Origin of the sequence: Spiroplasma endosymbiont of Dasysyrphus albostriatus, from assembly GCF_964019495.1 — a bacterium.
Lineage (GTDB): Bacteria > Bacillota_I > Bacilli_A > Mycoplasmatales > VBWQ01 > Spiroplasma_E.
This window is the reverse complement of record NZ_OZ026447.1, coordinates 348,653-362,278: the sequence shown is the minus strand read 5'-3', so window position 1 is coordinate 362,278 and position 13,626 is coordinate 348,653. Positions and strand designations below refer to the sequence as shown.

16 protein-coding genes are annotated in these 13,626 nt (G+C 22.5%); 3 read left to right on the top strand and 13 right to left on the bottom strand.

The window, feature by feature from the left end; translation table 4 throughout:
• Positions 1-21 precede the first annotated feature (21 nt).
• The 9 genes from AACL11_RS02295 to AACL11_RS02255 all read right to left on the bottom strand — a co-directional run bounded on the left by AACL11_RS02295 (position 22) and on the right by AACL11_RS02255 (position 7,148).
• Entirely contained in the window at positions 22-1,353 is a 1,332-nt protein-coding gene (locus AACL11_RS02295) for a hypothetical protein (RefSeq protein WP_338987990.1), read from the bottom strand.
• 21 nt (positions 1,354-1,374) lie between these two features.
• Positions 1,375-2,619: a replication-associated recombination protein A gene (locus tag AACL11_RS02290; RefSeq protein ID WP_338987988.1), complete on the bottom strand. Its 1,245-nt coding sequence runs from the start codon at positions 2,617-2,619 to the stop codon at positions 1,375-1,377.
• A 22-nt stretch (positions 2,620-2,641) separates the two neighbouring features.
• Entirely contained in the window at positions 2,642-4,702 is a 2,061-nt protein-coding gene (locus AACL11_RS02285; RefSeq protein WP_338987986.1) for a hypothetical protein, read from the bottom strand.
• A gap of 194 nt (positions 4,703-4,896) precedes the next feature.
• Complete coding sequence (locus AACL11_RS02280) at positions 4,897-5,310, bottom strand: hypothetical protein (protein ID WP_338987984.1); 414 nt, start codon at positions 5,308-5,310, stop codon at positions 4,897-4,899.
• Positions 5,292-5,444, bottom strand: coding sequence for a hypothetical protein (locus AACL11_RS02275; protein WP_174481447.1), 153 nt, complete (start codon positions 5,442-5,444; stop codon positions 5,292-5,294). The genes AACL11_RS02280 and AACL11_RS02275 overlap by 19 nt, the downstream gene beginning before the upstream one ends.
• Positions 5,445-5,551: 107 nt before the next feature.
• Positions 5,552-5,848 (bottom strand): hypothetical protein, encoded by a 297-nt coding sequence (locus AACL11_RS02270; protein WP_338987982.1) that lies wholly within the window; start codon positions 5,846-5,848, stop codon positions 5,552-5,554.
• Positions 5,782-6,687, bottom strand: coding sequence for an ankyrin repeat domain-containing protein (locus AACL11_RS02265; protein ID WP_338987980.1), 906 nt, complete (start codon positions 6,685-6,687; stop codon positions 5,782-5,784). The genes AACL11_RS02270 and AACL11_RS02265 overlap by 67 nt, the downstream gene beginning before the upstream one ends.
• On the bottom strand, positions 6,665-6,982 hold the full coding sequence (locus AACL11_RS02260; RefSeq protein WP_338987978.1) for an ankyrin repeat domain-containing protein: 318 nt from the start codon (positions 6,980-6,982) through the stop codon (positions 6,665-6,667). The genes AACL11_RS02265 and AACL11_RS02260 overlap by 23 nt, the downstream gene beginning before the upstream one ends.
• On the bottom strand, positions 6,960-7,148 hold the full coding sequence (locus AACL11_RS02255) for an ankyrin repeat domain-containing protein (protein WP_338987976.1): 189 nt from the start codon (positions 7,146-7,148) through the stop codon (positions 6,960-6,962). The genes AACL11_RS02260 and AACL11_RS02255 overlap by 23 nt, the downstream gene beginning before the upstream one ends.
• 277 nt (positions 7,149-7,425) lie before the next feature.
• On the opposite strand from AACL11_RS02255, the gene AACL11_RS02250 reads away from it, so the two are divergent.
• Entirely contained in the window at positions 7,426-7,980 is a 555-nt protein-coding gene (locus tag AACL11_RS02250; RefSeq protein WP_338987974.1) for a hypothetical protein, read from the top strand.
• A 73-nt stretch (positions 7,981-8,053) separates the two neighbouring features.
• Here the strand turns inward: AACL11_RS02250 and rlmB are convergent, their stop codons facing one another.
• Both rlmB and cysS read right to left on the bottom strand, forming a co-directional pair.
• On the bottom strand, positions 8,054-8,794 hold the full coding sequence (gene rlmB / locus AACL11_RS02245) for a 23S rRNA (guanosine(2251)-2'-O)-methyltransferase RlmB (RefSeq protein ID WP_338987973.1): 741 nt from the start codon (positions 8,792-8,794) through the stop codon (positions 8,054-8,056).
• 12 nt (positions 8,795-8,806) lie between these two features.
• Positions 8,807-10,138: a cysteine--tRNA ligase gene (cysS, locus tag AACL11_RS02240; protein ID WP_252320449.1), complete on the bottom strand. Its 1,332-nt coding sequence runs from the start codon at positions 10,136-10,138 to the stop codon at positions 8,807-8,809.
• A 325-nt stretch (positions 10,139-10,463) separates the two neighbouring features.
• Between cysS and AACL11_RS02235 the strand changes: the two genes are divergently transcribed.
• Together AACL11_RS02235 and AACL11_RS02230 are read left to right on the top strand one after the other, a co-directional pair.
• Positions 10,464-10,823, top strand: a complete 360-nt coding sequence (locus AACL11_RS02235) for a helix-turn-helix domain-containing protein (protein WP_338973555.1) — start codon at positions 10,464-10,466, stop codon at positions 10,821-10,823.
• The gene (locus tag AACL11_RS02230) at positions 10,780-11,352 is read left to right on the top strand and encodes an IS630 family transposase (protein ID WP_338988471.1); all 573 of its coding nucleotides are present in this window, start codon (positions 10,780-10,782) and stop codon (positions 11,350-11,352) included. Before AACL11_RS02235 ends, AACL11_RS02230 begins: the two co-directional genes overlap by 44 nt.
• Here AACL11_RS02230 and AACL11_RS02225 read toward each other — a convergent pair.
• The gene (locus AACL11_RS02225; RefSeq protein ID WP_338987972.1) at positions 11,349-11,804 is read right to left on the bottom strand and encodes a hypothetical protein; all 456 of its coding nucleotides are present in this window, start codon (positions 11,802-11,804) and stop codon (positions 11,349-11,351) included. The genes AACL11_RS02230 and AACL11_RS02225 overlap by 4 nt on opposite strands.
• A 415-nt stretch (positions 11,805-12,219) precedes the next feature.
• Positions 12,220-13,049, bottom strand: a protein-coding gene (locus AACL11_RS02220) for an IS5 family transposase (RefSeq protein ID WP_338986605.1) whose coding sequence is annotated in 2 segments (ribosomal slippage) — positions 12,220-12,653 and positions 12,653-13,049 — 831 coding nt in all. Because the reading frame shifts where the segments join, the coding sequence is not laid out codon by codon here.
• Positions 13,050-13,626: the final 577 nt, after the last annotated feature.

Sequence of the window (13,626 nt, the reverse complement as noted above, 5' to 3'; positions counted from 1 at the left end):
TATTGATAAAATGATACATAATTATTCATTAATAATGTTACTAATTGTTCATCTACTAATATTTATTCAGAAAGATGGCCCAATATCAAAAGCACGAGATATAGAACTACTTCTAAGTTGTTGATATATAGTGTTTTCATCATGTCACATAAATATATAAATAACTAATCCTTGTGATTTATGACCTGCAGGTGGCTGATTTACTACTCGTCAAACTGGTAATTGATTATCTTTGTCTTGAATTTTTTTTGTATTAAAGTTTAGTTCATTACTTTTAATTGTTGTTGTATTATTCATAACACTATAAGTTATGCTGTCTGTCGAATTAGCAAAAATTGTTGGATATAAAAATATAAAATTATTTCATGAATCAGCATAATCACTTCATTTTAAAAGCGTAGTTATTTCTGAATTATAATCTATTAGTTTTCCTCCATCTTTTGGAAAACTATGACTTAATGTTAAATTATTATTAGTATCCAAATTTTTGCTATCATATTGTAAATATCCAACGCTAATAATGTTACCAGTACTGTCAACTAAATATCTAATACTTATTTTTTTACTATTATTTTCAATTGAAAAATTATTAATAACAGATTCTAAATTTGGACTATCAATCATATTATTGAAAATATTTTCAGAAATTTTTTCTGCAATGCTTTCATTATTTTTTAAACTACTTTTAGTAATAAATTGTTTAACAAAGTCAAGACAAATTCCCCTACTATTTTTTGAATGAGACTGAGCAATATAATATAATCCCAATGTTTCACTTAAATTATCATAGTTCTTAATTACATCAACAATACCTTTTGTTCCGGTTAATGATATATGAGTATTAGCACCACCAAATTGAATAAAAGTAAAATTACTTTTAGACTTTTTATTTGAAATATAAGCTGTTGTTGATATTTTGCTCAAGTTTTGTTTTTGAAAAATTTGCAAATCATTAGTACTTGTTAATTGTTCTTCTTTATAATTAATAGCAGCAATTTCTTTATCAAACTCATTAATAACATCTTTATTTATCTTTTCAGGGTTATAAGTTAATTTAAAATTATCAATATAAATTTCTTTTACATAAGGTTCTAAATTTGGATTATCAATAATACTTTTAATATCAAAAAGATGATATATTCCATCTTTATCTTGACTATTTAAAATAGTACTATTACTTAAATTACCATACGTAGTATTAGTAACGACTTCATTAATTTCAGTTTTATTTTTATTTTCTTGTTTTAATTTATTAATACTTGTTAAATTATTAGTAATACTAGTGTTAGCAACAATATTAGTGGTTGCTAATGTTAAACTAAGTCCCAACCATAAATGTTTATTTTTTAACATTCTATTTTGCACCTCAGAATTTTATTTTTTAGTAAATCTATTATAAATTTCATTTAATTTTTTTTCATAAATATTATGGAGTTTTGGTTGATAATATTTCGTATCTTTTAACTTTGTTGGTAAATACTGTTGTTGTACATAATCATTAGCATAATCATGTGGAAATTTATATAATTTACCTTTACCTACTGATTTTTTTAATGTTTTAGATCAATTATGCTTCAAATAATCAGGAATTGGATATATTTTTCCTTGTAAAACATCACTATATGCTTTTTGTACTGCCAAATTAGCACTATTTGATTTCTCACTAAGTGCCATTTCAATAACTACTAAACCAAGTGGAATTATACCTTCGGGCATACCAATTTGACGAAAAGTATCAATAGCAGTTTTTACCCTAATTGCTAAAGCAGGATTAGCAAGTCCAATATCTTCGTAAACAATAATCAACATTCTTCTTAATAAAGATTCATAATCACCAGTTGCTAATAACCTTGCTAAATAATGCAAAGCAGCATTAACATCACTGCCTCTAATTGATTTTTGTAATGCTGACTTTAAATCATGATGTTCATTTCCCTCTTTAGCATTTCAATTACTTGCTTTAGGCATAATAGCATTAATAATATCAATAGTTATGATTTCATTAGGATATAATTTTATTAATATTTCTAAAATATTAATTGCTATTCGTAAATCACCAGTTGCTAAATTACAGATTTTTTCTAAAATTTCATCACTAATATTAAAATTAAAAAATGAATTATTAGTAATTATTTTTTTTAAGCCTAATAACATTTCTTCATTACTAATTGGCTTTAATTCTAATAATAGACATCTACTTCGTAAAGCTGGATTAATTACAAAATAAGGATTTTCAGTAGTACAAGCCATTAAAATAAAATTGCCATGTTCTAAATATTGTAATAATAAATCTTGACGATCACGATTCATGCGTTGTATTTCTTCAATTATAATTATATAAGGTTTAGTATTTTGTGCTATTTTAATTAATTTTTCTAAATTTTCTTTTTTATCAATGGCAGCATTAAATACTCCAAATTCACATTTTAAATCATTAGCTAGTGCTTGAGCAATAGTGGTTTTGCCTGTTCCTGGATTACCATAAAATATTAATGATGTTAAAAACTTCTGATTTAATATTCGATTAATAATTCCATTTTTATCATTTATCAAATGACTTTGACCAATTATATCATTAACAGTAGTTGGTCTTAATATTGTTGCTAGTGGCTTATCCATACTCATCACCTTTGTTTTTAATTTAACGTCGTGAAGTTATTTTAACAATAGAACTAAAATTAATAAAGGTTAAATTATTATTTTTAATATTAACATCCAAGGATTGAAGCATTTTATATTTTTTATCATCATCATATTTAATAATGATACCAATGTTTTTTAAGTGCTGATATTTATCATTTTGTTCAGAAACACTAACAAGTTCAATATTATTTATCTTTTTTATGATATCAAAATTAATTGTCTTTTGAAAATGAATTTGATAGTTATCGCCATCAATATTAATTCCTATATTCATTTCTAAATTAATGTCATTAGTAGGAGAAAAATTATTCATATCATTAATAGCTTCTTGAAATAATAGTGAAATAAGTGAAATAGAATTATCTTTAAAAGTAATTGGATATATTACACCACTAGGAAGAACATTCGGATATAAATCAATAGAATTTAAACCTTTAACATTAAAATTGTTATTTTTAAAGGTTTTTTCATTTGGTTCTTTATTTTGACATTGAATATTTATTGAAAACTCGATAGTATCTTGCAATTGATTTTTACCAACAATTGTTACTATTATAGATTTTGGTTTTTGATAATTTCCAGTAATCGCATTACTAGTAATAATATAATCTTGATTATTAAAATCTTGATGTCATTTTTGCTTACCAAACTCATTTATTTTTTTACTAACAAGGAAAGCAATATGATTATCAATATCCACTTTGCTAACATTAGTATCATCAATAACATCTATTTGTTCAGTATTTATGCTTTCATCATTTTCCAATGATGACTTAATAGCAAATAAAGATTTTACAGTATTATTGGCCGTTAGATTAATTATCAATTGGATAGTATCTTGCAATTGATTTTTACCAACAATTGTTACTATTATAGATTTTGGTTTTTGATAATTTCCAGTAATCGCATTACTAGTAATAATATAATCTTGATCATTAAAATCTTGATGTCATTTTTGCTTACCAAACTCATTTATTTTTTTACTAACAAGGAAAGCAATATGATTATCAATATCCACTTTGCTAACATTAGTATTATCTTCAGTAGTTATTAATTGATTAATTACACTTTCATCATTTTCCAATACTGTTTTAATAACAGATAATGATTTTAATGTTCAACTACCTTGAACATTAAAATTAATATTTAATTGACCTTTAATAATTTCACTAATATTTTTAGCACAAATAACAACTGTTATTTTCTTTTTTATCATATAATTATCAAAATTTTTTATTGAATCATAATTAATAACAAAATCACTTTTTGTTACTTTATCTGATAATGATTTTTCTTTATTAATTTCTTCTAAAAATTTCTCTTCAATAATTTTATTGACTTGAGATTCTATTTCATTTTTAGTTCCTTTTGTAGCATCTGACATTACTATTGTTTGTGATGGAATTGTAATTCTATTGTCTAAATCAAAAATATTAAATTTTTCTGGAATAACATCATTTTCAACACTAAAATTGAAATTTAAGTCACAAGGAAGCAAACCATAATTACTACCAAATTGATTAACACTCATTTCAATTTTAAATTGTTTTATTTTTTCTTTATAAGATGGTATTTTTATTGAAAAATTATTTTTAAGTGCATTTTCATCATTAATTTTAATATTAATAGCTGGATTTACTGGTAAATGTACAAAAAAATTATTAGGAATATCTATTTTATTTGTTTGTAACACATTATCAATCTTTTTTAATAAATCACTAAGATAAAAAAATTTTAGTTTTTTATCAGTAGATATTAAACTAATATTATTTAATTTATCCTTGTAATCTATCAAATTATATTTTTTATTTGTTGGACAATTATTCTTATAATAATCTTCTCAATTTTTATCTTGATTAGGATTTCAGTTGTTGGAATTATTAGTATTTATGGCACTATTTCATTGATTATTTGCAATTATTAAAATCATAGTAGTAATAATTAAAACAACAACAAATAACAAAGAAAAAATTTTAAACCAATGTTTTTTTTCTTGCTTAACATTAGGTTTTTGCTTATAATTTGATTTTTCATTTTGATTAATACCAATTTTATACATTATTTCCTCCACCAAAAATCGATAATAAAACATAAAAAAACTTTATAATGATTAAAAAATCACTACAAAGCAACAGCTAAATTATATAAATAATAATATAACAATAAAACTTATAAATTAATTTTTAAAATTAAAAAAATAAAATTAAAATATAAATTTTATTGTTGTCTTAATTCTATCATAGTAATTTTTTATTAAATATATTTTTTGTAACTATTTTTTAATTTTAACTTTACTCGTGTTCAAGCATTATCAACTTGCTTATAACTTAAATTTAATTTTTTCATAATTTGATGAACATTATATCCTCTTCGCTTTAATCTTAAAACTTCATTTTCATTAGTAGTAAAATTTGTAATACTAATAACTTCTTCCAAAAATGAAGTATATTCACAATCATTTTTTTGATATAAATAATCATTATATTTTAAGGCACAATTAATAATTTTATGATTATTATTTAAAAAACTTTTAACATAAGTAAATACTCCTCATTTTACTTCATAATATAAAAAATTTTGAAATGACTTGTTTTTTCTTTCTTGAAATTTAAAAATTGCCTTTAAAAAAATAAAATAAAAAGTTGATTTTAAATCATTTGTTTCCAAAGGAATAGCAAAAAACTTTTTAATAATATTTCGTAAAAAAAATCATTTTTTAATTCATATTTTTTATATAAAAAATTAAAAGCAAATTCATTGTTTTCAATACAATACAAATAAATTAATTCATTATCATTCATAATTAAGTCCTCCTAAATATTTCAAATAACAAACTAATTATGAATTACTAATCAACTAATTATTTAAAGCTATGATATATTAGTATTTAATTTTGAAATTCTTAATATTACATATTTAATCCATAATCACGTTTAATAGTTGTTTTAGTCACTATTGATGATGAATCTAACAAATTTATCTTATCTTTAACGATTTCTACTTCTGTTTGTGGTATGTAATACTTAAATATTTCTCTTCTAGTTTCATTAGCCACTTTGTCAATTTCCTGTTCTTGATTTCGATTTCAATTTGATGATAAACTAAAAAAATCTTTTAAAAACATTTTATTTTCAATAGTTAACTGATCATAATTTTTAATTGTCAAAGCAATTTTTTTTGTAATAGTAAACAAGCGTGATTTCATGCTGAATTTCCTGAGTTATCTTTATAATCAATATCAATTGGTCATTTGTTAATTAAATAAGTTACTAATTTTTGTCAATCATTTATTACCGCTATATGTAGTAATGAATAATTCAGTTCATCAAATACTAAACTATTAATAACTTCTTTTTGTCAAAAATTTTCAATATTTGAATTATTTTTTTCATTTAATTTTTTAATTTCATTTTGCAAATATTCTAATGAATCTATTACTGATTCTTCTTTTTCTAATCAATTATCATCATCTCCCTTTATAATATAGATTATTTTTCCATAACAATTTCCTTTAGAAATCATTATTTCATTTTTAAATTTTAGAAATTCTTTAAATGTTTTTATTATTAAATCTTTATTTTTAATAGAGCAAGTTAAAGCAGTAAAACCACCTTGATTTTTATGATAAACATGAGCTTTGTATAATAATAAAATATTAAAAATTTCAATTCTTCCATTTTCAGCAGCTAACATTAAAGAGGTATTACCATCTTGATTTTCATTATCTATATGTGCACCATTTTCCAATAAAACTTTAACTATTTCCAAAAAACCACTTTCAGCAGCCAACATTAAAGACGTATTACCATATTGATCTTCATAATTAACATCAGCACCATTTTCCAATAAAATCTTAACTATATCCCAATCACCAATTTCAGCAGCTAACATTAAAGAAGTATTACCATCTTGATTTTCATTATCTATATGTGCACCATTTTCCAATAAAACTTTAACTATTTCCAAAAAACTACTTTCAGCAGCCAACATTAAAGACGTATTACCATATTGATCTTCATAATTAACATCAGCACCACTTGCCAATAAAATTAACTACCTCCAAAAAACCATATTCAACAGCTTGCATTAAAGGCGTATTACCATATCTATTTTCATAATTAACATCAGCACCATTTTCCAATAAAATCTTAACTATATCCCAATCACCAATTTCAGCAGCTAACATTAAAGAAGTATTACCATCTTGATTTTCATTATCTATATGTGCACCATTTTCCAATAAAACTTTAACTATTTCCAAAAAACTACTTTCAGCAGCCAACATTAAAGACGTATTACCATATTGATCTTCATAATTAACATCAGCACCACTTGCCAATAAAATTAACTACCTCCAAAAAACCATATTCAACAGCTTGCATTAAAGGCGTATTACCATATCTATTTTCATAATTAACATCAGCACCATTTTCCAATAAAACTTTAAGTGCTTCCAAATCACCAACTTCAACTGTTTCAATTAACAGTTCATTTACTAGTTGCATACTATTCACATTTTCCTTTCAAAAATAAAAATCACTTATTTTTAAAAAAACTATCATAAAAATAATTATTTTTGTAATTTTTTGACATTACATATTTGATTAATTTAAAGAACAATAAACTACTTATGTTATTTTCAACTTTATGTTAATAGTTACTTTAACAAATAAATTTTATAATAATATATAATATTTATAAAACTTAATAATAGGTTTTTAACTCATTACTTTCATAAAAAGTAAATGAGTTTTTTTATTTTGAAAGGAAAATGTGAAACAGATGTATTTAAATATTTTAAAAAACTTATTTAAACGTAGAAAAAATCATTATCCAAGTAATAACAGTACAGATATTGAAAATAGCGATTTTTTTTTCTTCTATAATGAACAAAAAATGTTATCAAAATTAAAAAAAATAAGTGAAGAAAAAGATAAAGAATTAGAGAAATTAACTAATGAAAATAATAACACTCCTAAAATAATATTACTTTCTTCAAATATTTTAGAACTAAGATCAAAAATTTGAACTTTGGAAGAAATGTTAGAAAAGAAAATAACAATAAAAATAGAACAATTAGAAAAAAGTAAAATAAATAAATATAAAAATTTTTTTATTAAATTTTTTACTTTTTGAATTAAAGATAAAAACAAATGTATTAATAATAAAATAAATAAGATAAATTCTGACTATACAAATATTAAAAACAATTGTAAAGAATTAGAAAACCATTTAATTGATCAAATAAATATATGCAAAAATTTAAAAGAAAAAAAATGAAAATTTTCAGAACCAAATCCAATAAATAAAGAAAAAACATTTACACCTAAAATATAAAAGTATCTTTTTAAAAAAATATTTTATTTTTTCATAAATTTAAATATTATCAAAAAATATAGGTTCTTAAAATTTACGATAATTTTAACGTTTCAACGTAAATATAGTTTGCAATAATACCACAAGCAACGCTAGCATTAAATGATTCTATTTTTGGACTTATTGGTATTTGAACAATATAATCGGTATGTTTTAATAACTTTGGACTTATCCCTTCACCTTCATTACCAATAATTAATGCTAAGTTGCTACTACAATCAATAGTAAAATAATCAATTGCTTTTGCTGTTTTAGCAGCAGCCAAAATTCAAAATTTATATTTTTCTTGTAAATTATTAATTGCGGAAGTTAAATTATTAACTTGACAAATTGGAATAATACTTAGAGCACCGGCTGCAGCCTTTGCAACTGCACCGTTTATTTCAGATTGATTACGATTTAAAACAATTACACCATCAAAGTCATTACCCGCTGCAATTCTTAACATTGAACCAAAATTATGTGGATCAGAAATACGATCTAAAATTAAAATTCTTAAAAATTTAGATGTTGAACCAATATTAATTAATTCATCAAAAGAAAAATATTGATAGTCTTTAACATTAGCCGCAATATTTTGATGTTTAGTAGTACCTAATAGATTATTCATTGCTTGTAAACTAATAATTTCATAAGGAATATTTACACTTTTTAAATCTTTTTTTAATTCTTGGTATTTATCTTGAACTAAAAAAACTTTTTTAATTTTTATTAATGATGATGTTGATAATGCAGCAATAATAGGGTGATAACCATAAATATATTGTAATGCCATAATTTTGCTCCTTTAAATAATATTCAAATCTTTTAATTCTTGACGAATTTTATCAGCTTCTTGGTATTGTTTTTCCTTTTTTAGTTGTTCTCATATTTTAATTTTATTTTTAATCTTTTCAGAATAATTACCAACTTTAAAATCAAATCCTAATATTTTTAAAGCAAAGGTAAAAGTATAAAAAATTTCTTGAAATTCTTCATTAAAATTTTTTTTAATAAGTGCTTCATTTAATTTTTTAATCATATTTTCAATTAAAGTAATAGTATTAGTTGTATCAATATTATTTGATAAATTTTTAATAATTTGTTGATAATAAATTGAATGATGATTATTATTACATATTATATTGTTAATAAATATTTGATATGTTCATTGTTTTAAAACATTTTCATATTTTTTTGTTGACACTAATCCATTTTCAATTGTTTCCTTATTGAAATCAATTGGTTGTTGATGATCACGATTTAATATTAAATATCGCAATACATTCGGATGATGTTGCTGACAAAATTCTTTAACCAAAATAAAATTATTTAAAGATTTTGACATTTTTTCATTAGCAATATTAACATGACCATTATGTCATCAAATATTTGACATTTTTTTATTATTAGCTGCAACAAATTGAGCTCGTTCATTTTCATGATGAGGAAATTTTAAATCAACACCACCACCATGTAAATCAATAGTTTGACCATTAAATAAATCCTCAACAAAACAAGCACACTCAGTATGTCAACCAGGTCTTCCTTTTCCTCACGGACTATTTCAACTAATACCTATTGTTGTTGATTTTCACAAAGCAAAATCTAGATTATTTTCTTTAGTAACTAAATTTTTAATTCTAAAATTTGGAATTAAATCTTCAATATTTTTATGTGCCAAACTTCCATAATCTTTTAACTTATTAACTTTAAAATAAACATCACCAGCCGTAACATATGCATAATCTTTAATAATTAATTTATTAATAAATTCAATAATCTTTGAAATATATTCACTTACTTTTGGTAATTTTGTAGGAAAAATAATATTTAATTTTTCTAAGTCTTCATAATATGCTAACGTATATTTTTCAGTAACTTGTTGTTCTGTTATTTTTAAATCCGCAGCTTTCTTAATAATTTTATCATCAATATCAGTAATATTATGAACATAATTTATTTTATAATTTTGATGAATTAACAAACGATGTAAAACATCAAAAACAAGCACACCACGAATATTGCCAACATGAATATAGTTATAAACAGTAGGACCACATAAATACATATTAACTTGCTTTTTATTAGTGGCAAGCAGTTGCAATCTTTGTGAAAAACTATCATAAATTTTAATCATTTAATTAACCCTTCTTAATAAAGTTTAGTTTTCATATACTCTATTATACTGTAAAGAATATCAATCTGTAACAAAATAATTTTTTAAATTTAAAACTCTCTTTAACAAAGAGAATCATTAATAATTAAAAAAGTATTAATTATTTGAAATTTCATAATTTTTGATAGATATCATTTTTATGTTTTTATTTTTTTTCAGTTATATATAGCTAACGAAAGTAATGTTTACTCATAAATAATGTAAAATAATAATATGTAATTTAAACAATTCTTGCACTTACAAGTATAATTCAGCAATAATTAAAATAGATTAGGAAGATTAAATTATGCCAAAACCATACAGTGAGGACTTACGAAGAAAAGTAATAGAAGTTTATGAAAGTAAAAACATGAAAATTAAAGAAATTTGTAAAGTGTTCAATATCACTAGAAAGACTTTATTTTTATGAAGAAAAAGAAAGCAAAAAACCGGAAATATAAAACCAATTTTGAATTATCAAAAAGGACATAGCCACAAAATAAAGGATTTAGATGAATTAAAAAATTATTTAGCAGAAAATAAAGATGTTACAGTTCAAAAAGTAATTGAAAAATTTGGTGATATGACAAAAGAAACAGTTTATAACTATTTCAAAAAACTAAATTATACATATAAAAAAAACTTTTCTATATGAACAAAGAGATAAAAATAAACAAGAAGATTTTTTAAAAGAAATAGCGAAAATAATGAATGAAGATTTGGTATATATTGATGAATCTGGAATTGATGATAATGAATTTTATAAATATGGTTGGTCTGAAAAAGGTAAAAGATTATTTGATAATAAACCTGCATATAAAATAAAGAGAATGAGTATAATTGGTGCACTAAATAAAGGTAAATTAAAAGCTCTATGAGCATTTGAAGGACATTGCAATAGTAAAATTTTTGAATCATATGTTAAAAATATACTAATTCCAGTATTAAAGTGTGGACAAATTATAGTTTTAGATAATGCGACGTTTCATAAATCTAAAGCAACAAAACAATTAATTGAAAATGCTGGATGCAAACTATTATTTCTTCCACCATATTCTCCTAATTTAAATCCAATTGAACATTTTTGATTTGCTATAAAACATAATATAAGAAAAATATTACCAAATTATTGACCAAATATTAAAAACGCGATTGATTTTGTTTTTCAAGATATGAGTAAACATTACTTTAGTTAGCTATATAAATTTCCTTTATTAGCAGAAGTTATTGTTCCTATATAAATAGTATCATTAATATTTGTTAAACTTCAAACTGCACCATTAGTACTCTCTCAACCAAGCATCAATCCAAAACTTTTATCAGTTTTACTTTTATATATTTTTCCTTCACCATTATTATTTGTTATTCCTACATAAAGTGTACTATCAACATTTGTTAAACTTGAAACTTCACCATTAGTATTATTTCAAGTAGAAACTGGCTCAATCTTAGCATTAATATCATTAGTATTTATTTTATATAAATTTCCCTTTTTATTAGCAGTTGATGTTCCTACATAAAGTACACCATTAATATTTGTTAAAGCCCAAACTGCACCATTGTCTTGTTTTCAATTATTCATTAATTCAAATTTGCCATCACTATTACTTTTATATAAATTTCCTTTACCAAAAATTGATGTTCCCACATAAAGCACACCATTAATATTTACTAGAGCATGAACTGCACCATTATTATCTTCTCAATTAGAAATTTTTTGGGAGCGTGTCGAAGATGTCGATAACTAAAAAGTTTTAAAAATAGCTCCTTTCTTTTTTTACCCTTGAATTAAAAATAAATGACAAAAGACGAGAATAAAAATCTTGTCTTTTTTTTGTAATTGTAAAATTTTAAAATTTTTATTATTAACATTCTTTAAATAGACTTCTTGCAAAACTGTGATTATTATCATAGTTTTTAAATTTAAAATTTTATTTTAATAACACTTTTAATATTTATTAAAAATTATTATTCAAAATATGTCTTATTTTTTCTTCATTAAAATAGAACAAAAATTATTATTTAAAATAACAAAATTTAAAATATTAAATTTTTGAAGATTTTTAATTTAAAAGTTGTAAATTATAAATTGAAGCTATTAAATTAAATCTTAAAGCAAATCTTTTTCTTCTATTTCGATATTTTTCACTAATAATTTTAAATTTTTTCAGTATAGCAAAAATATTTTCTATAACAACTCTCATTTTTGAAATTTGTTTATTATTTTTCTTTTCTTCTCTAGTTAAAGGAATTTTCTTTGATTTTCTTTTTGGAATTAAAACATTAGGATGTATATTTTGTATTCCTTGATATCCCAAATCCACTAAAATAGTTGTTTGTGATAAAAATTTAACTTTTGAATCTTTTAAAATTTTAAAATCATGGTTTTTACCACAAGAAAAATAAGAACTTATAATTTTTTTACTATCTTGTTCAATTATAATTTGTGTTTTTATTGTGTGTTTTTTCTTTTTTCCTGAATAATATTTCTTTTGTCTTTTTTTGGGCGTTGGATAGCGCTTTCAGTAACATCAATAATAGCTGTTTTATCTTTAAAATTATTATTTAACAATGATTTTGCTCCATTAAGTTGCTGAAAATCAGGATGTTTTATTAAAGTATTTTCTATTCACTTGATATTTCTATAACAATTACTTTCACTAATTCCATAACTTTTAGCAATATGAAAATATGTTCGGTATTCACGTCAATATTCTAACGTCATTAATAATCTATTTTCTAAAGTTAATTTATTAGGTGTACCACCATTTTTAAACTTTTTTAATTCTTCTTTTTTTAAAATTTCTATCATTTTTTTAAAAACAATCTCATTTATACCAGTTAATCTTAATAGTTCTGCATTTTTAATAGCTTTTAATTTATCAAACATCATAAATTACCTATCTTTTTTTAATTTTAATTATATTTTAAAAATGAAAATTTTAATAGATAAGTCTCGCAAGAAGTCTAATATCTACTACACGCAGTGACCAAGTAGGAGAAAGTTAATAATTAATAACCGTCTTTAACGCTATTATCAACACGTGTTAGGGAACTAAAAAAGTGAACTACAACACAGTTGTTAAAAATAGTAGCTAGCATGTGGACTTGCATGGATAAATAAAAAGTGGAGTGATACCTAATAAAATATACTAACCAGAAATGGTAATTCTTGGGGTGGGAGCGAATTGGAAACTAGTATATATAGACCTGTTGTAGGGACCTATTGTATTAATTCTATTCTTTATTTAACCAACCTTGCCACTCCCCAGTGAGCAAGTGTTGGTTTTATTTTTTATTTTTTTTGAAAAATTTTTTTGGGCGAGAAAATAAATTTCAAACTTGTAAAAAAAATTGAGCGGTGCCGGTTCAATTAAAATATTAATTTGTTTAACACAAATTAAATAAATATTGAATCGAATGCCTCGATTTCTTTTTAAAATTTCATAATTTATTTTTGAGCCCAGAAT